Here is a 16830-nt window from a genome sequence, read left to right as displayed (position 1 = left end):
ATGAATGCGACTGATGTACGGAACCGCCGGTTCGGCCTGTGGATCGCTCTGGCCGCCGTCGTAGTTCTCGCCGTGGTCGGAGTGGTGGCATGGCAGATGTGGCCGTCCGGGGATTCCGATGTCGCTGTACCGGCGCGTGTCTGCGACAACGCCCTTCCCGGAGCTGACGTGAAGACCCTCCTGCCGGAAAAGGGGAAGCAGTTCTCGCAGTGGCATACCGGTGTCTTCAACCCGGCGGAGCCGTACACCAAAAAGGCGCCCGGTACCTGCAAGGTGTACGGCGGCGGCAAGGCGGTGAGGATCGAGCACAGCCTCTACTCCGGGGCGGACTACACCATGAAGGAAGTAGCCCGCGATGCGAGTGCGGCAGGCGCCACTCGGATCAGGCTTGGCAAGGCCGGAGGATTCCACAAGGGGGACACCACCTCCCTCTTCGCCGACTGTTCCTCGGGGCGGGGCAAGGCAGTCGTGGAGGTCGATGTCACGTATCACAAGACGTCCGACCGCGCGGTGATCCAGAAAATGGCTTCGCTCGCCGCCGACACCTTGCGGCTGGAGGCACGGGAATTGTGGGATTGCGGCGGCGCGCACAGCCTGCCGAACGGCATTCCTCAGCTCGGCTGAGCGGACGAGGTCGAGAGGTGCCCTCATCGCCCCCGTCCGCATCGTCACCGAGCGCATCGACGGTTGGACCCTGCCGCCGATCGGACGGCCCAGTGTCTTGTAACTGGAGCCGATGGGCGGGCGGTCCCGTGAACGACGGGCGATCATCAGTGATTTCGCATGCTATCCGGCGAAGCCGTAGACCTGCCGTGACGCCGTCGGCCTCGCGAACTGTCTGCTGCCCACCATTGCGGGTGAGGACGGCCGCCTGGAGCCGTTGCTCCGAGAGCCTGTCCCCCGGCGTTTGACCGCGCGGTCGCGTCCCGGCAGTCCGGCCAGGTGAAGACCGTGTCCGCTGCTCAGGCCGGGCGGGGTGGCGGACGCGTCCCCTGCCTGGTCGACCACGGTTACGGCAGGTGTTTCGGCGGCACAGGTCTGGCCGCGACCTGACGGTGACTGAACAAGCCGTCCTTCCTCCCGGTGCCACCCGACCGTGGCAGGATCCCTGACCATGAGCGCGTCCCCGGCGGTGAGAGGGCTTCGGGCCTCGGTGTTCGCCGCGGTGTGTCTGCTGCTCGCCGTCGCCGGGCACGGACTGGCCGTGGGGGAGATGCCGCCGCTGTGGACCGGTGCGGGCGGCTTCCTCGCCGTGTTCGGGCTCTGCTGGGCGCTGGGTGGACGGGAACGGTCGCTGCCCGGCATCGGCGCGGCCATGCTGCTCGCCCAGACGGGCCTGCACCTCGCCTTCGACGCCGCCCACCGCAGCGGTGCGGGTCCCGCCCGCGCGCTCCGCGCCACCTCGATGCTCCATGCGGACGGCATGAACGTCGTGCACGTGAACGCCACGGACACCCTGCGGACCCACGCCACGCAAGCCACGCACGCGCACCTCCCGCACGTGATCCAAGCCCACGCCGCCGTTCACCCCGTCGTCACCGCCCACGCCACCGCCGCTCACGTGCTCGCCGCGCTGGCCGCCTCATGGTGGCTGCGGCGAGGTGAGGCCGCGTTGTGGGCACTGATCCGCCGGGCCGCGGCGTTCGTGCCCGGGCTCCTCGCCTGGTGGCGTGATGCCTCGCTGCCCGTCCCGTGCGGCCGCGCACCCCGCCTCCGCGCACGCCCGGACGCACCACGGCGGCCCCCGCTGTGGTACACGGTGAACCGGCGCGGCCCGCCGGCCCCGATCCCGTACTCGCCCCGACCCCTGGACCACACGTCTCACGTACGGAGATCGACCCACCCATGTCCACTCCACGCCTCACCCTGCGCCGCGCCGCGACCGTAGCCTCCGTCGCCGCCACCTCCGTCGTCCTCGCCGCCGGCGTCGCCTCCGCGCACGTCACCGTCCACCCCGAGAGCTACGCCAGGGGAGCCACCGACGGTGTGCTGACCTTCCGGGTCCCGAACGAGGAGGACGGCGCCGCCACCACCAAGGTGCAGGTGTTCCTGCCCACCGACCACCCCGTCGTCGGTGTGCTGGTCCATCCGCAGGACGGCTGGACCGCCAAGGTCACCATCACCAAGCTCAAGACGCCGGTGAAGACCGACGACGGCACCATCACCGAGGCGGCCTCCGAGATCACCTTCAGCGGCGGGAGGATCGGCGCCGGGCAGTACGAGGACTTCGACGTCGCTTTCGGGCAACTGCCCGACGACACCGGCCGGTTGACGTTCAAGACGCTGCAGACCTACTCCGACGGCAAGGTCGCCCGCTGGATCGAGGTGCCGGCGGGCGGCGACGAACCCGAGAACCCCGCGCCCGTGCTGAAGCTGACGGCCGGCGACACGGCCACCACCCCGGCCTCCGCCACCGACAAGTCGGCCGTCACCGGGACGGCCACCGCCAGTGACGGCACGGCGCGCGGGCTCGGCATCGCCGGACTGGTCGTAGGCGCTCTCGGCCTGGCGGCCGCCGCCTTCGCGATCGTACGGAGCAGGGGCGGCGCACGCACGTGACCGTCTGACCGGCACGGCAGCCACACGGAAGGGCCCGGACCGATCGGCGGCGGTCCGGGCCCTCGCGCGTGCCGCTCAGCGCGCCGCCAGCTCCAGCACCCTCGGCTCGGCCGGAGCCGGCACCGGGATACGGGAGTTGCGCCGGAGCCACAGCACGTCCCGGCCGAAGGACCAGGTCAGCGAGCCCAGTGCCGACGACACGATCCCGAGGTCCGCCGGGTACGGCAACAGCCCGGAGCCCGCCACCAGCAGGCAGACGCCCTGGAGCGCGGCGACGGTCTTGCGGGCGAAGGACGGCGGCAGCGGGGCGTTCAGCCAGGGGGCGACCCGGGCCGCGGCGACGAAGCCGTACCGCATGCCGCCGATCAGCAGCACCCACGGGCCCAGTTCCAGCGACACGTACACGCTCAGCACCAGGATCAGGAACGCGTCCACCTCCATGTCGAAGCGGGCGCCCAGCGCGGAAGAGGTGCCGGTGCGGCGGGCCACCTTGCCGTCCACGCCGTCCAGGAGGAGCGCCACGGCGGTCAGGGCGACCAGCAGCGTCACCGGCGGCGTGCTCCGGAACGAGTCCGCGACCAGCGCCGTCACCCCGCCGACCAGGGTGGCCCGGCCGAGCGTGACCCGGTTCGCGGGTCCGAAGTCGCGGAGGCTGGAGCGGTGCAGGGCGCGGGAGAGCACCGCCCAGGTGGCGAACGCGAAGGCGAGTCCCGTCAGCCAGCCGGCCGGCCCGAGGCCGATCGCCGAGCCGAGCAGGGCCAGCAGCAGGATCTGCACGCCCGCTCCCACAGCGGTCTCCTGCTGAAGCCTAGCGTCGTACGTGTTGTTCAGGGCCACCGCACATCCTCCGGCCGAGTGACAGAGTCGATCAAGGCCGCGTACTGTGCGCGGCCTGTGCACTTCTCGGTACGTGAACAACTTCCCGATCGTTCAGGAGGACGCCGATGAACCGGTCGGCCCGCGCGTTCTGGCTGCGCTCACCCGGCCAGGGCGAGCTGCGCGACGTCACTCTCGCGGAGCCCGCCGCGGACGAGGTCGTGGTGCGCGCGCTCTACTCCGGGGTCAGCCGCGGCACGGAGACGCTCGTCTTCCGCGGCGGCGTCCCCGGCAGCCAGCACGCCGTGATGCGGGCGCCGTTCCAGGAGGGCGACTTCCCCGGCCCCGTGAAGTACGGCTACCTCAACGTCGGCGTGGTCGAGGAGGGCCCCGCCGGCCTGATCGGCCGTACGGTCTTCTGCCTGTATCCGCACCAGAGCCGATACGTCGTCCCGGTGAGCGCCGTGACCGTGGTGCCCGAGCGGGTGCCCGCCGCCCGGGCCGTGCTGGCCGGCACCGTGGAGACCGCCGTGAACGCCCTGTGGGACGCGGCGCCGCTGATCGGCGACCGGATCGCGGTGGTGGGCGGCGGCATGGTCGGCTGCTCGGTGGCCGCGCTGCTCGCCCGGTTCCCCGGCGTACGGCTGCAACTCGTCGACGCCGACCCGGCCCGCGCCGGGACGGCCGAGGCGCTCGGCGTCGACTTCGCCGCGCCCGGGGACGCCCTCGGCGACTGCGACCTCGTCGTGCACGCCAGCGCCACCGAGGCCGGCCTCTCCCGCGCCCTGCAACTCCTCGCGCCCGAGGGCACGGTCGTGGAACTGAGCTGGTACGGCGACCGGCACGTCAGCCTGCCGCTCGGCGAGGCCTTCCACTCCCGCCGGCTCGCACTGCGCAGCAGCCAGGTCGGAACCGTCTCCCCGGCCGCCCGCGCCGGACGCACCTACGCCGACCGCATGGCCCTCGCCCTCGACCTGCTCGCCGACCCGGCGCTGGACGCGCTCGTCACGGGGGAGAGCGCCTTCGAGGAGCTCCCGGCCGTCATGCCGAAGCTGGCCTCGGGTGAGATCCCGGCCCTGTGCCACCGGGTGCGGTACGCCGGGACGGGCCTGACCTGAGAAAAGAGTGAGGGAGGGCTGAACACGGGGAAGCGAAGAGCCGTACTACACGGCATCCCCCGGCGGGCAAAGGCCGGGGGACCAGACGCGCCGCACCTGGAGGGTCGTCCGTTGTTCAGCATCACCGTCCGCGATCACATCATGATCGCCCACAGCTTCCGCGGCGAGGTCTTCGGACCCGCGCAGCGACTGCACGGCGCCACTTTCCTCGTGGACGCGACATTCCGCCGCCGGCAGCTGGACGAGGACAACATCGTGGTCGACATCGGTCTGGCCACGCAGGAACTGGGCGCGGTCGTCGCCGAGTTGAACTACCGCAACCTCGACGACGAGCCCGAGTTCGCCGGGATCAACACGTCCACCGAGTTCCTCGCCAAGGTCATCGCCGACCGGCTCGCCGAACGCGTCCACAAGGGCGCCCTCGGCGAGGGCGCCAAGGGCCTGGCGGGGATCACGGTCTCCCTGCACGAGTCGCACATCGCCTGGGCGAGTTACGAGCGTGACCTGTGACCGAGGTGACCCTGGCGAGCACCGGCCGCAGCACCGGTACCGACGGCCGCGGCCGGATCGGCGTCAACGGCAACGGAAACGGCACCGGCCGCGAGGGCGGCAACGGCCTCACCGGGGAACCGTCCGCCCCGGCCGAGGCGACGTCCGGCTCGGCGCCGGGGCCGTCCGGAGCTGCGGCGGGATCGTCGGGCGCGGACACCGGACCGTCCGCCCCGGCCGCGGGTTCGCCCGGTTTCGTCATGGGATACCCCGCCCCCGTGGGACCGTCCGCCGTGGCCGCAGTACGCCTCACCGAGCCGACCGTGGGACGCGCCGCCCCGGGCGTGGACCACTCCGACCTCGCCGCGCCGGGCCGGGACACCGTGGAGCGGGCCCGTCTCGCCTACGTGCCCGCGCAGGCCGGCGCCACCGCCGAGAACGCCGGAATCGTCGCCATGTCCCTGCGCACCGTGCACTTCGTCATGCCGGGCGGGGTCGACGACCCGTCGGCGCCCAGCGGCGGCAACGCCTACGACCGCCGGGTCTGCCTGGACCTGCCCGGCTTCGGCTGGCAGGTCACCCGGCACGCCGCGCCCGGCACCTGGCCGCGCCCCGACCGGGCCGCCCTGGACGGACTCGCCCGCACCCTGCGCGAACTGCCGGACGACGCGGTCGTCCTGCTCGACGGGCTGGTCGCCTGCGGCGTACCGGAGATCGTCGTCCCCGAGGCCGCACGGCTGCGGCTCGCGGTGCTCGTCCATCTGCCGCTCGGCGCCGAGACCGGCCTGGACGCGGCCGTCGCGGCCGACCTGGACAGCCGTGAGCGCGCGGTCCTGCGAGCGGCGCCCGCCGTGATCGCGACCAGCGACTGGGCGGTGCGCCGGCTGGTCTCCCACCACGGACTCGCCCCCGACCGGGTGCACGTGGCGGCGCCCGGCGCGGACATCGCGCCCCTCGCACCCGGCACCGACGGCGTCTCCCGCCTGTTGTGCGTCGCCGCGGTCACCCCGCGCAAGGGCCAGCACCGGCTGGTGGAGGCGCTCGCGACGGTGCGGGACCTGCCGTGGACCTGCGAGTGCGTCGGCGGCCTCGGTCACGACCCCGAGTACGTGGCCCATCTGCGCACCCTCATCGACCGGTACGGCCTCGCCGGCCGCCTGCGGCTCACCGGCCCGCGCTCCGGCACCGACCTGGACGCCGCCTACGCCGCCGCCGACCTGGCGGTCCTCACCTCCTACGCCGAGACCTACGGCATGGCGGTGACCGAGGCGCTCGCCCGTGGCATCCCCGTCCTCGCCACCGACGTCGGGGGCCTGCCCGAGGCGGTCGGCCGCGCCCCCGACGGGGGAGTGCCCGGCATCCTGGTCCCGCCGGAGGACCCCGCGGCGCTCGCGGCCGAACTGCGCGGCTGGTTCGGCGAGCCCGACGTGCGCCGCAGGCTGAAGGCCGCCGCCCGCGGCCGGCGCGCCGCGCTCGACGGCTGGGCCACCACCGCCCGCAGCCTGGCCGGAGTCCTCGGACGACTCCCCGAAGCACCGAAGAGGGCGGCATGAGCACCCCGAAGACCGCACCGGCCGGACCGCTTGCGGCCGTGCCGGGACCGAAGTCGCCGACCCCGGCGCGGCCCGGGCCGAGCGAGGCGGAGTCCGTGACACGCGCCGAGAACGAGCCCCGGGCCACCCGGGTGACCGAGAGCGCCGACGAAGCGGAGACCCGCATGCCGCCCCACGACCCGAACGCACGCCCCACCGGCACCTCGGCCGCCCCGGACCCTCGGTCCGGGGAGTCCGGCGCGTCCGGTGCCGCCGGGATCGTCGCCGGCGCGGGGCCGGTCGGGCGGCCCGGGGAGCGGGCCACCGTACGGCTGCGGGACGGCGACACCGAGGAGCCGCCGCGGTACGCGCCCGAGTGGCTGCAGTTGCGGCAGGGTGCCGACGCGGCCGCCCGCGCGGAGGAGTTGCTGGAGCCGCTGCGGAACCGGCCGGCCGGCCCGCCGGACCGGCCGGCCGGACTGGTCGTGCACGACCTGGGCTGCGGCACCGGGTCGATGGGCCGCTGGCTGGCGCCCCGTCTGGACGGCGCCCAGCACTGGGTGCTGCACGACCGCGACCCCTACTTGCTGCACTTCGCCGCCGTGGCCGCCCCCCGCTCCGCCGCCGACGGCAGCCACGTGACGGTCGAGACGCGCCGCGGCGACGTGGGCCGGCTGACCCCGGACGCGCTCGCCGGCGCCTCGCTGGTGACCGCGTCCGCGCTGCTCGACGTACTCACCCGGGAGGAGGTCGGCGCCCTCGCCGACGCCTGTACGGGAGCCGGCTGCGCCGCGCTGCTCACGCTGTCCGTCGCCGGACGCGTCGAGCTGACCCCGCCCGATCCGCTGGACACCGAGATCGCCGAGGCGTTCAACGCCCACCAGCGCCGCAACGGGCTGCTCGGCCCGGACGCGGTCGCCGTGACGTGCGAGGCGTTCGAGGAGCGCGGCGCGACGGTGCGGGTGGCGGCGAGCCCGTGGCTGCTCGGTCCGGACCAGGCCGCCCTGACCGAGCAGTGGCTGCGGGGCTGGGTGGGCGCCGCCGTCGAGCAGCGGCCGGAGCTGCGCGAGCGCGCCGACCGCTACCTGCGCGACCGGCTGGCCGCCTGCGCGGCCGGTGAGCTGCGGGCCGTCGTCCACCACAGTGACCTGCTGGCACTGCCCGGGGCGGCCGGAGGCACGTCGTGAACGCGCGGGCGGCGACGGCGACCTGGGCCCCGCCGGCCGGACCGGCGCGGCCCGCCGCCCGACGCCGCCTCGACTCCCGTGCGCTGCGCACCCACGTGGGTACCGCCGTCGGTGTGGCCATCCTCGCCGCGCTGATGTGGCGGCTCGGCACCGGCGCGCTCCTCGACGGGCTCCGGCGCATCGACACCGTGACGGTGCTCGTCGCGCTGGGGATCGGCGCGGTGACCACCGTGTCCAGCGCCTGGCGCTGGCAGCTCGTGGCCCGCGGCCTGGGCATCCGGCTGCCGCTGGGCGCCGCCGTCGCCGACTACTACCGGGCGCTGTTCCTGAACGCGGTCCTGCCCGGCGGGATCCTCGGCGACGTGCACCGCGCGGTACGGCACGGGCAGAGCGCCGGCGACCTTCGGCGCGGGGTGAAGGCGGTCGTGCTGGAACGGGTCGCCGGACAGCTGGCGCTGACCGTCGTCGGCGCGGCCGTACTGCTCACCCTGCCGTCGCCGGTGCGTGCGCAGACCCGTGACTTCGCCCCGCCGGCACTCCTCGCGGCCGTCGGCGCGCTCGCCGTCGTCCTCGCCGTCCGGATGAACCGCGCGCCCGCGCGCCGCGGCGGCGCGCTGCGCGCCATGGTGCGCGAGACCCGGCAGGGCCTGCTGTCCCGGCAGGGCGGCCCGGGCATCGCGCTGTCCTCCGCCGTGGTCCTCGCCGGCCACCTCGCGATGTTCGTGGTCGCGGCCCGCGTCGCCGGTTCCGCCGCGCCGGCCGCGGTGCTGATCCCGCTCGCGGTACTCGCCCTCGTGGCCATGGGACTGCCGCTGAACGTCGGCGGCTTCGGTCCCCGCGAGGGCGTCACCGCCTGGGCGTTCGGCGCCGCGGGCCTGGGCGCGAGCACCGGGGTCGCCGTCGCCGTCGTGTACGGCGTGCTCAGCCTGGTGGCGAGCCTGCCCGGTGCCGTCGTCCTGGTCGCCCGCTGGTACGCGGGCCTGCGGACCGGGGCCGCGGCGACGGACCCCGGTCGCGTCCCCGCGAGCGGCTACCCGCCTGCGGCGGGCGAGGTGACCGACGCGAAATACGGCTCGAAGGATTCGACGAGGCTCGCCAGCAGTTCCTTCCCCTTTTCCGCCGAACCGAGGGAAGGACGGCCGATGACACCCGATTCGGTATAGCCGGACATTCCCACGGTGAGCAGATGCCGGCGGTCGTCGGCGGTGAAATCGGTGGACTCGTAACCGGGTCGGACGAATTCGGGGTGAGCGTGCAGCAGAATGGACGTCTCGATTTCTCCCGCGTGCATGTCGGTGAGCAGGGAGGTCAGCACTTCGGCCCGTTCCCGCGCCGCCTCCCAGTCCTCGGCGGCCGGGAACAGCGCCATCCGCTCGCCGCGCGCGGAGGCCTCCTGGACGACGTTGCCCAGTACGTAGTTGCCGCCGTGCCCGTTCACCACGACGAGCGCCTCGACGCCCGAGCGGCGCAGGGACGCCGCGATGTCCCGGACCACGGCGTGCAGGGTCACGGCGGAGATGCTGACGGTCCCCGGCCAGGCCGCGTGCTCGTGCGAGCAGGAGACCGTCACCGGCGGAAGGAGGTGCACGGGGTATGCGGCGGCGATCTCCCGCGCCACGGAACAGGCGATCAGCGTGTCGGTCGCCAACGGCAGGCAGGGTCCGTGCTGTTCGAAGCTGCCCACGGGCAGGACGGCGACCTGTGGTGAACCGCCCGCCCCCCGCGCCCGTACATCCTCCGTGGTGTCCGTCGGCACCACACCGTATGATGCCGCCGCTCGCGCGCCCGGATCACTCATCTCTTCAAGGCCTTTCGTCTCTGCTTAGGAATCAGATCATGACAGAAAACATCGGCGCACTCGGCCAGAAGTCCCCGCGGCGTTCTGGTGCGGAACGCGTCGTGAATACACCGCTGCCCACGGTGTACGGGAAATTCCAGGCGATCGGCTACCTGGACCACGACCGCGGTGACGAGCAAGTCGCCCTCGTCCACGGCGAGATCGGCGCCGAGAACGTCCTGGTCCGGCTGCACTCGGAATGCCTGACCGGGGACGCGTTCGGCTCGCAGCACTGCGAGTGCGGCGACCAGCTGGCCTCGGCGATGCGCGCGGTGGTCGCCGAAGGCAGCGGCGTCGTCGTCTACTTGAGGGGCCACGAGGGCCGCGGCATCGGGCTGCTCGCCAAGCTGCGGGCGATGGCCCTGCAGGCGGAGGGCCTGGACACCGTCGAGGCGAACCTGGCGCTCGGCCTGCCCGTCGACGCCCGCGACTACGGCGTCGCCGCCGAGATCCTGCACGACCTCGGGGTGCGCTCGGTACGGCTGATGTCGAACAACCCGCGCAAGCGTGAGGCGCTGCTCCGGCACGGCATCCAGGTCGCCGAGCAGGTGCCGCTGCTGATCGAGCCGTGCGAGAGCAACATCACCTACCTCCGCACCAAGCGGGAGCGGATGGACCACCACCTGCCCCACCTCGACGCCGTGGCCCACGGCTCCTGACGCGCCGGCCCCCGCCTCGCCGCCCCGGGCGCCGGGCGCACACCCCGCCGCCCGCGGGCGCCCGGCCGAACTTCCCCTCGGAAACGGGCCGTTCCGGTCCGAGACGGGCGGACGGGGCATGGGGCGTGATCAGTCAGGCAGGGCCTCGTGCACCAGCCGCCGCAGGTCCGGGAAGAGCTTCAGGGTCTTCGGGCGGACCTGGGTCATGAACTGCACGGTGAGGTCGTGGCGCGGGTCGACCCAGAACGCGGTGGAGGCCGCCCCGGTCCAGCCGTAGGTGCCCGGGCTCGACGGGGCCAGGGTGCGGGAGGGGTCGACCACGACCGAGACGTTGAAGCCGAAGCCGAGGCCGTCGTTTCCGGGCTCCTGGTGGCCGGGCGCGCCGAAGTCGCGCAGGATCGCCGCGCCGGGCAGCTGGTTGCGGGTCATCAGGGCCACGGTGTCGGCGGACAGCAGCCGGGTGCCGTCCAGCTCACCGCCCCGGCGCAGCATCTCCATGAAGCGGTGGAAGTCGGGGGCCGAGGAGACCAGACCGCCGCTGCCGGACAGGAACCGCGGCCGGCCGCGCACCGGCAGCCCCGGCACCGGCTCGATCCCGCCGCCCTCCTTCTCGCCGTACAACTCGGCCAGCCGGCCCTCCTGTTCGGGCACGACGTGGAAGCCGGTGTCGGTCATGCCGAGCGGTCCGAGGATGCGCTCGGCGAAGAACGCGTCCAGCGGCCGTCCGGAGACCACCTCGACGACCCTGCCCAGCACGTTGGAGGCGACCGAGTAGTTCCACTGCGTGCCCGGGTCGAACTGCAGCGGCATCCGCGCGTACAGCTCGACCGTCTCGGCCAGCCCGGCGCCGGGCGGCACCGAGTACTCCAGACCCGCCTCGCGGTACAGGGCGTCCACCGGGTGTCTGTAGTAGAAGCCGAAGGTCAGGCCCGCCGTGTGGGTGAGCAGATGCCGGATCAGGAGGGGGCCGGCGGCGGGGCGGGTGCGGACGCCGGTGCCCGAACCGCTCTCGTACACACGCGGTTCGGCGAACTCCGGCAGATGGCGGTCGAGCGGATCGTCCAGGGCCAGCCGGCCCTCCTCCACCAGCATCAGGACCGCGACCGCGGTCACCGGCTTGGTCATCGAGTAGATCCGCCACAGCGTGTCCGGGCCGACCGGCAGTCCGGCGGCCGTGTCCCGCAGTCCGTACGTGGTGAGGTGGGCGACCCGGCCGCCGCGGGCCACGGACAGCAGGAAGCCGGGCAGCCGTCCCTCGTCGACATGGCGGGCGAAGTGCCGGTCCAGGCGGTCCAGCGCCCTCGCGTCCAGCCCCGCCTCGCCCGGGTCGGTTTCCTGTCGCAGCTGTCCCATCGCTCTCCTCCGCTCGGCGTGGTACGCGGTGCTTTCCCTCTGCCCCGGCAGGCTCGCACGCGACCGTCGTCGCGGGCGGGAAAACGGCCGGGCGCTTGCGGGAATGCGGTGCCGCGCGCGACGGGTTGACCCAGTCATGACTCAGGACTCCGTACAGGACGCGCTGCTCGATCTGCTCGCCGACGGCCACGGCGGGGTGCTGGTCACCCTCAAGCGCGACGGCCGGCCCCAGCTGTCCAACGTCAGCCACGCCTACTACCCGGACGAGCGGATCATCCGGATCTCGGTCACCGACGACCGCGCCAAGACCCGCAACCTGCGCCGCGACCCCCGTGCCTCGTACCACGTCACCAGCGCCGACCGCTGGGCGTACACCGTCGCGGAGGGCACGGCCGAGCTGTCGCCGGTCGCCGCCGACCCGCACGACGAGACGGTGGAGGAACTGGTCCGGCTCTACCGGGACGTGCTCGGCGAACACCCGGACTGGGACGACTACCGGGCCGCGATGGTCCGCGACCGCCGTCTGGTGGTGCGCCTGCCCGTGGAGCGGGTCTACGGCGCCCCGAGACGCTGAACGGCCGCCTACGGCGCGTCGGCGCCCCGAGACGCTGCCCCTGGGCCACCTGCTACAGCGCCCCGAGACGCTGATCCGGGGCCACCGGCTGCCGGGCCCCGAGACGTTGCCTCTGGGGCACGGGCTACAGGGCCCCGAGACGCCGACCCGGGGCTACCGGGTGGGGCGCGTCCGCGGGCTGGGGCGCGTCCGCGGTGCGCGCCTCGATCGCCCGCAGTACGGCGACCATGTCCTCGCCGCCGTACCCCCGTGCCACGGTCTCCTCGAAGAGGCCGTGGCAGACGTCCAGGAGCGGCGAGGCGAGGCGGGCCTCGCGCGCGGCCTCGGCGATGAGCCGGTTGTTCTTCAGCACGTCCAGTGCGGCCGCCTGCACCGCGAAGTCCCGCTCGCGCAGCTTGGGCGCCTTCATCCGGGAGACGCCGCTGGCCATCGGGCCCGCGTCGAGGACGTCCAGGAACAGCCGCCGGTCCAGGCCCTGGCCCTCGGCGAAGTGGAACGCCTCCGCGAGACCGGTCACCAGAGTGATCAGGAAGAGGTTCACCGAGAGCTTCATGAGCAGGGCGCCGGGCGCTGGACCGCACACGAACGTCTCCCGGCACATCGGCGCGAGCAGCGGCCGTACGGCGTCGACGGCCGCCTCCTCGCCGGCGAGCATGGCCACCAGCTGCCCCTGTTCCGCCGGGACCCGGGAGCCGGAGACGGGCGCCTCGACATACCGGCCGCCGGCGGCGCGGACGTCGTCCTGCAGGGCCCGGGAGTACTCGGGGGAGGTCGTGCCCATGTGGACGACGGTCCGCCCGGCCACCCGTGCGGCGAGGGCGGGGGTGCCGCGGCCGAGGACCGTGTCCGTCGCGGCCTCGTCGGCGAGCATCAGCAGCACCACGTCCGCCCGTGCGAACACCTCGCCGACGCCGTCGGCCACCTCCGCCCCGGCCGCCCGCAGCGGCTCCGCGCGTTCCGGGGTCCGGTTCCACACCACCAGCGGGACTCCGGCGGCCGCCAGGCGCAGCGCCATGGGCCGGCCCATCACTCCGAGCCCGACGAAACCGACGTACACGGGGGCCGCCCTTCACACCGCCAGCCGACTATGACAGTGGTCATAGTAGCGCCCGCTATGACGCCGGTCATAGAGTGAGGGGTGAGGAACGGAGGTCGGCCATGGCCGAGGCGCGGCGGGGACCGCGGGAACGGATGGTCTTCAGCGCGGCCCAGCTCATCCGCCGCGACGGCGTCGGCGCCACGGGCATGCGCGAGGTCGCCGCACATGCCGCCGCACCGCGCGGCTCCCTCCAGCACTACTTCCCCGGCGGCAAGGAACAGCTGGTCTCCGAGGCCGTCACCTGGGCCGGCCGGTACGCGGGAAAGCGGATCGCACGCTTCGTGGCGGGGCTGGACGAGCCGATGCCGAGCGCCCTCTTCGCGGCGATGGTCACGCAGTGGACCGACGAGTACGCGGCGGACGGCTTCGCCACCGGCTGCCCGGTCGCCGCGGCCACCGTCGACCGCGTGTCGGCCGGCACCTCGACCCGCGAGGCGGTGGCCGACGCGTTCGCGACCTGGCGGGGCCCGCTCGCCGAGGCACTCACCGGCATGGGAGTCCCGGCGGCCAGAGCGGAGTCCCTGGCCACGCTGATGATCAGTGCCCTCGAAGGCGCGATCATCCTCGCCCGCGCCGAACAGGACGTACGGCCGCTCACCACCGTCGTACGGGAGTTGGGTCCCCTGCTGGACTCGGCGGCGGCCTAGGGCTCCGGTCGGCGGACCGGCCCGGACGCGCGCACGGCCGGTCTCGCGGGCCTCGCCGATCCGCCCCCCGGGGGCCGAGGGGTGACGTGCCGGGCCGGCTCGAGGTGCGCAGGAGCCGGCCGCCGTCGCTCCCGCCGGGCCGACGGGACTTCGGCTCCGGGGCCGGCGCCGCCTCCCCGGGCGCCTTGGCCGACCGGCCGTCAGCCGGCGGCGCGTTCCGCCGTCAGGTACGCGATCACCATGTCCCCGAGCATGGTGCGGTAGTGCTCCCGCCGCGCCGGAGCCACCAGGTCCCGGCCGAAGAGGGCGCCGAAGGTGTGCCGGTTGGCGACCCGGAAGAAGCAGAACGAAGTGATCATCGCGTGCAGGTCGACGGCGTCGACGCCGGCCGTGAACAGACCGGACTCCTGTCCGGCGGCCAGGATGCGGCGGATCACGTCCAGGGCCGGTGAGCCGATCCGCCCGAGCTTCTCGGAGGCCGCGATGTGCTCGGCGCCGTGGATGTTCTCGATGCTGACCAGGCGGATGAAGTCCCGGTGCCGCTCGTGGTGGTCGAAGGTCAGCTCCGCCAGGTGCCGGATCGCCGCGACCGGGTCCAGGTGCTCCACGTCCAGTTCCTGCTCGGCCTCCCGGATCGCCTCGTACGCCCGTTCCAGCACGGCCGTGAACAACTGCTCCTTGCCGCCGAAGTAGTAGTAGATCATCCGCTTGGTGGTGCGGGTGAGGGCCGCTATCTCGTCGACCCGGGCGCCGTCGTAACCGGACCGCGCGAACTCCTGCGTGGCCACGTCGAGGATCTCGGCCCTGGTGCGGGCCGCGTCACGCGCACGCCCCGCGGGGCGCGGGGGTTCTCCGACGCTCGTCATCGATGTCCTTCGGGGCCGTGGGACGCGCGGAGCACGCGCGTTCGCGTGCCGGTGATTGTAGAAGCAGTCCGAGCAGCCCCACCCGGTGTCCGGCGGCTGCCCGGCCCCCGGGCCCCGGTCGGCGCATCCGGCGGCCGTCCGCCGCGGGGCGGTGCCCGGCGACGGCAGCCGTGCCCGGCGACGGCAGTCGTGCACGCGGCGCATGGGCCGCCGGAACGACGGGAGCCGCCGGTCGCGGCTGTCGCATCGGCCGGCGGAACGACGGGGCCGTCGGTCGCGGCCGTCGCACCTGTCGCCGGAACGACGGGGCCGCCGGTCCGGTCGGACCTGTCGCACCTGTCGCCGGAACGACCCCGGCCGCCGCGTTCGCGCCGACCACCGGAACGGCCGCGGCCGTTCGCCGCGGCCGGCGCGCCGGGCCTCGCCGGAAACGCCGACGGCCCGGGCCGCGCAGGGCGACCCGGGCCGTCGGCGGCGTCGTTACGGCTGCCGGTTCCACTCCGCTATCACGGGCCGCCCGTGCTCCGTGGAGAGGCGGCTGACCGTGCCCGTGGCCAGTTGGAAGAGGCGGCCCTCGGCGGGCGGCAGGCCCAGCCGGCGGGCGGTCAGCACCCGCAGGAAGTGGGCGTGCGCGACGAGGACCACGTCACCGGCGTCCTCGGCCAGGGCGTCGCCGACGCGGGCGAGGACCCGGTCGGCGCGGGCGCCGACCTCCGCGGGCGACTCGCCCGGGTGGTCCGCCGGGCCGGGCGCCACGCCGTCGGTCCACAGGTCCCAGCCCGGACGGCCGCGGTGGATCTCGGCGGTGGTGATGCCCTCGTAGCCGCCGTAGTCCCATTCGCGCAGGTCGGGTTCGAGCCCGACCCCCGGTACGCCCGCCAGTTCGGCGGTGCGTATCGCGCGGCCCAGCGGGCTGGCCAGCGCCAGGGCGTAGGTCCGCCCGGTGAGGAGCGGGGCGAGGGACTTGGCCTGTTCCTCGCCGTGCTCGGTCAGGGGCAGGTCGGTCCAGCTGGTGTGCTGTCCCGACCGGCTCCACTCCGTCTCACCGTGGCGGACCAGTAGTAGGTCCCCCACGGCGGATCAGCCCGTCTTCTCGATCGCGTGGCCGCCGAACTGGTTGCGCAGCGCCGCGATCATCTTCATCTGCGGCGAGTCGTCCTGCCGGGAGGCGAACCGGGCGAACAGGGCGGCGGTGATCGCCGGGAGCGGCACCGCGTTGTCGAGGGCCGCCTCGACGGTCCAGCGGCCCTCGCCGGAGTCCTCCGCGTAGCCGCGCAGCTGCGTCAGGTGCTCGTCCTCGTCGAGGGCGTTCACCGCGAGGTCCAGCAGCCAGGAGCGGATGACCGTGCCCTCCTGCCAGGAGCGGAACACCTCGCGGACGTTCTCCACCGAGTGCACCTTGTCCAGCAGCTCCCAGCCCTCGGCGTAGGCCTGCATCATCGCGTACTCGATGCCGTTGTGGACCATCTTCGAGAAGTGCCCGGCGCCGACCCGGCCCGCGTGGACGTAGCCGTACGGGCCGTCCGGCTTGAGGGCCTCGAAGATCGGCTGCAGCCGGTCCACGTGCTCCTTGTCGCCGCCGACCATGAGCGCGTAGCCGTTCTTCAGGCCCCACACGCCACCGGAGACTCCGGCGTCGACGAAGCCGATGCCCTTGATGGCCAGGGCGGCGGCGTGCTTCTCGTCGTCCGTCCAGCGGGAGTTGCCGCCGTCGATCACGGTGTCGCCGGGCTCCAGCAGGTCGCCCAGCTCGTCGATGACGGTCTGGGTGGCGGTGCCCGCCGGGACCATCACCCACACATGGCGGGGCGCGTCGAGCTTCTCGACCAGTTCGGCGAGGCTCTTGACGTCGGAGACCTCGGGGTTGCGGTCGTAGCCGATGACGGTGTGGCCGGCGCGGCGGATCCGCTCGCGCATGTTGCCGCCCATCTTGCCGAGACCGATGAGACCAAGCTGCATGTCAGTTCACTTCCCTAGGCGTTCTTGAGAGTGCGGTAGGCGGCGACGAGGGCCTTGGTCGACGGGTCGAGGCCGGGTACGTCGGTGCCCTCGGTGAGGGCCGGTTCGACGCGCTTGGCGAGGACCTTGCCGAGT

At 73.8% G+C, this 16830-nt stretch carries 17 protein-coding genes and 1 pseudogene; 11 read left to right on the top strand and 7 right to left on the bottom strand.

All coding sequences use genetic code 11. The features are described 5' to 3' along the window. The 3 genes from ABVB68_RS28050 (at window position 1) to ABVB68_RS28040 (ending at window position 2559) form a co-directional block, all read left to right on the top strand. Window positions 1-624, top strand: coding sequence for a hypothetical protein (locus ABVB68_RS28050; RefSeq protein ID WP_353603944.1), 624 nt, complete (start codon window positions 1-3; stop codon window positions 622-624). Between the two features lie 490 nt (window positions 625-1114). Further along, entirely contained in the window at window positions 1115-1888 is a 774-nt protein-coding gene (locus tag ABVB68_RS28045) for a hypothetical protein (RefSeq protein ID WP_353603943.1), read from the top strand. Continuing rightward, entirely contained in the window at window positions 1846-2559 is a 714-nt protein-coding gene (locus ABVB68_RS28040; protein WP_353603942.1) for a YcnI family copper-binding membrane protein, read from the top strand. The genes ABVB68_RS28045 and ABVB68_RS28040 overlap by 43 nt, the downstream gene beginning before the upstream one ends. A gap of 75 nt (window positions 2560-2634) precedes the next feature. On the opposite strand, the gene ABVB68_RS28035 is transcribed toward ABVB68_RS28040, so the two are convergent. After that, window positions 2635-3396, bottom strand: a complete 762-nt coding sequence (locus ABVB68_RS28035; protein ID WP_353603941.1) for a CDP-alcohol phosphatidyltransferase family protein — start codon at window positions 3394-3396, stop codon at window positions 2635-2637. A 107-nt stretch (window positions 3397-3503) separates the two neighbouring features. On the opposite strand from ABVB68_RS28035, the gene ABVB68_RS28030 reads away from it, so the two are divergent. From ABVB68_RS28030 to ABVB68_RS37010, 5 genes are all read left to right on the top strand, one after another. Continuing rightward, on the top strand, window positions 3504-4493 hold the full coding sequence (locus tag ABVB68_RS28030) for a zinc-dependent alcohol dehydrogenase (RefSeq protein ID WP_353603940.1): 990 nt from the start codon (window positions 3504-3506) through the stop codon (window positions 4491-4493). Between the two features lie 111 nt (window positions 4494-4604). Further along, window positions 4605-5003, top strand: coding sequence for a 6-pyruvoyl trahydropterin synthase family protein (locus ABVB68_RS28025; RefSeq protein ID WP_353603939.1), 399 nt, complete (start codon window positions 4605-4607; stop codon window positions 5001-5003). Window positions 5004-5242: 239 nt separating this feature from the next. Beyond that, the gene (locus tag ABVB68_RS28020; protein ID WP_353603998.1) at window positions 5243-6535 is read left to right on the top strand and encodes a glycosyltransferase family 4 protein; all 1293 of its coding nucleotides are present in this window, start codon (window positions 5243-5245) and stop codon (window positions 6533-6535) included. A gap of 164 nt (window positions 6536-6699) precedes the next feature. Then, window positions 6700-7701: a trans-aconitate methyltransferase gene (locus ABVB68_RS28015; protein WP_353603997.1), complete on the top strand. Its 1002-nt coding sequence runs from the start codon at window positions 6700-6702 to the stop codon at window positions 7699-7701. Beyond that, window positions 7698-8864, top strand: a complete 1167-nt coding sequence (locus tag ABVB68_RS37010) for a lysylphosphatidylglycerol synthase transmembrane domain-containing protein (RefSeq protein WP_503006296.1) — start codon at window positions 7698-7700, stop codon at window positions 8862-8864. Before ABVB68_RS28015 ends, ABVB68_RS37010 begins: the two co-directional genes overlap by 4 nt. Here ABVB68_RS37010 and ABVB68_RS28005 read toward each other — a convergent pair. Next, window positions 8837-9499 (bottom strand): annotated as a pseudogene (locus tag ABVB68_RS28005) (creatininase family protein); the annotation flags it as partial. The gene ABVB68_RS37010 and the pseudogene ABVB68_RS28005 sit on opposite strands and share 28 nt — an antisense overlap. A gap of 38 nt (window positions 9500-9537) precedes the next feature. Here ABVB68_RS28005 and ribA point away from each other — a divergent pair. Next, window positions 9538-10197 carry a GTP cyclohydrolase II gene (ribA, locus tag ABVB68_RS28000; protein ID WP_353603937.1) on the top strand — a complete coding sequence of 220 codons (660 nt, stop codon included), beginning with the start codon at window positions 9538-9540 and terminating at the stop codon, window positions 10195-10197. A 129-nt stretch (window positions 10198-10326) separates the two neighbouring features. Here ribA and ABVB68_RS27995 read toward each other — a convergent pair whose 3' ends face one another. Further along, window positions 10327-11550 carry a serine hydrolase domain-containing protein gene (locus tag ABVB68_RS27995; RefSeq protein ID WP_353603936.1) on the bottom strand — a complete coding sequence of 408 codons (1224 nt, stop codon included), beginning with the start codon at window positions 11548-11550 and terminating at the stop codon, window positions 10327-10329. Between the two features lie 136 nt (window positions 11551-11686). On the opposite strand from ABVB68_RS27995, the gene ABVB68_RS27990 reads away from it, so the two are divergent. Then, window positions 11687-12124, top strand: coding sequence for a PPOX class F420-dependent oxidoreductase (locus ABVB68_RS27990; protein WP_353603935.1), 438 nt, complete (start codon window positions 11687-11689; stop codon window positions 12122-12124). 124 nt (window positions 12125-12248) lie between these two features. On the opposite strand, the gene ABVB68_RS27985 is transcribed toward ABVB68_RS27990, so the two are convergent. Then, window positions 12249-13181 carry an NAD(P)-dependent oxidoreductase gene (locus ABVB68_RS27985; RefSeq protein WP_353603934.1) on the bottom strand — a complete coding sequence of 311 codons (933 nt, stop codon included), beginning with the start codon at window positions 13179-13181 and terminating at the stop codon, window positions 12249-12251. 101 nt (window positions 13182-13282) lie between these two features. Between ABVB68_RS27985 and ABVB68_RS27980 the strand changes: the two genes are divergently transcribed. Then, window positions 13283-13870 (top strand): LmrA/YxaF family transcription factor, encoded by a 588-nt coding sequence (locus ABVB68_RS27980; protein ID WP_353603933.1) that lies wholly within the window; start codon window positions 13283-13285, stop codon window positions 13868-13870. Between the two features lie 200 nt (window positions 13871-14070). On the opposite strand, the gene ABVB68_RS27975 is transcribed toward ABVB68_RS27980, so the two are convergent. The 3 genes from ABVB68_RS27975 to gnd form a co-directional block, all read right to left on the bottom strand. After that, the gene (locus tag ABVB68_RS27975) at window positions 14071-14736 is read right to left on the bottom strand and encodes a TetR/AcrR family transcriptional regulator (protein ID WP_353603932.1); all 666 of its coding nucleotides are present in this window, start codon (window positions 14734-14736) and stop codon (window positions 14071-14073) included. A gap of 480 nt (window positions 14737-15216) precedes the next feature. Then, complete coding sequence (locus ABVB68_RS27970) at window positions 15217-15810, bottom strand: histidine phosphatase family protein (RefSeq protein ID WP_353603931.1); 594 nt, start codon at window positions 15808-15810, stop codon at window positions 15217-15219. Window positions 15811-15816: 6 nt separating this feature from the next. Continuing rightward, the gene (gene gnd / locus ABVB68_RS27965) at window positions 15817-16695 is read right to left on the bottom strand and encodes a phosphogluconate dehydrogenase (NAD(+)-dependent, decarboxylating) (protein ID WP_353603930.1); all 879 of its coding nucleotides are present in this window, start codon (window positions 16693-16695) and stop codon (window positions 15817-15819) included. Window positions 16696-16830: the final 135 nt, after the last annotated feature.

Origin of the sequence: Streptomyces sp. NPDC096012 (genome assembly GCF_040426375.1) — a bacterium.
Lineage (GTDB): Bacteria > Actinomycetota > Actinomycetes > Streptomycetales > Streptomycetaceae > Streptomyces.
The sequence above is the reverse complement of the archived record's forward strand: the minus strand, read 5'-3'. Positions and strand labels throughout refer to the sequence as shown.

Bases quoted from the DNA above. Each gene is read 5' to 3' on its own strand.
- ABVB68_RS28050 (WP_353603944.1), top strand. From the start codon at position 1: ATGAATGCGACTGATGTACGGAACCGCCGGTTCGGCCTGTGGATCGCT.
- ABVB68_RS28045 (WP_353603943.1), top strand. From the start codon at position 1,115: ATGAGCGCGTCCCCGGCGGTGAGAGGGCTTCGGGCCTCGGTGTTCGCC.
- ABVB68_RS28040 (WP_353603942.1), top strand. From the start codon at position 1,846: ATGTCCACTCCACGCCTCACCCTGCGCCGCGCCGCGACCGTAGCCTCC.
- ABVB68_RS28030 (WP_353603940.1), top strand. From the start codon at position 3,504: ATGAACCGGTCGGCCCGCGCGTTCTGGCTGCGCTCACCCGGCCAGGGC.
- ABVB68_RS28020 (WP_353603998.1), top strand. From the start codon at position 5,243: ATGGGATACCCCGCCCCCGTGGGACCGTCCGCCGTGGCCGCAGTACGC.
- ABVB68_RS28015 (WP_353603997.1), top strand. From the start codon at position 6,700: ATGCCGCCCCACGACCCGAACGCACGCCCCACCGGCACCTCGGCCGCC.
- ribA (WP_353603937.1), top strand. From the start codon at position 9,538: ATGACAGAAAACATCGGCGCACTCGGCCAGAAGTCCCCGCGGCGTTCT.
- ABVB68_RS27995 (WP_353603936.1), bottom strand. From the start codon at position 11,550: ATGGGACAGCTGCGACAGGAAACCGACCCGGGCGAGGCGGGGCTGGAC.
- ABVB68_RS27990 (WP_353603935.1), top strand. From the start codon at position 11,687: ATGACTCAGGACTCCGTACAGGACGCGCTGCTCGATCTGCTCGCCGAC.
- ABVB68_RS27980 (WP_353603933.1), top strand. From the start codon at position 13,283: ATGGCCGAGGCGCGGCGGGGACCGCGGGAACGGATGGTCTTCAGCGCG.
- ABVB68_RS27975 (WP_353603932.1), bottom strand. From the start codon at position 14,736: ATGACGAGCGTCGGAGAACCCCCGCGCCCCGCGGGGCGTGCGCGTGAC.
- gnd (WP_353603930.1), bottom strand. From the start codon at position 16,695: ATGCAGCTTGGTCTCATCGGTCTCGGCAAGATGGGCGGCAACATGCGC.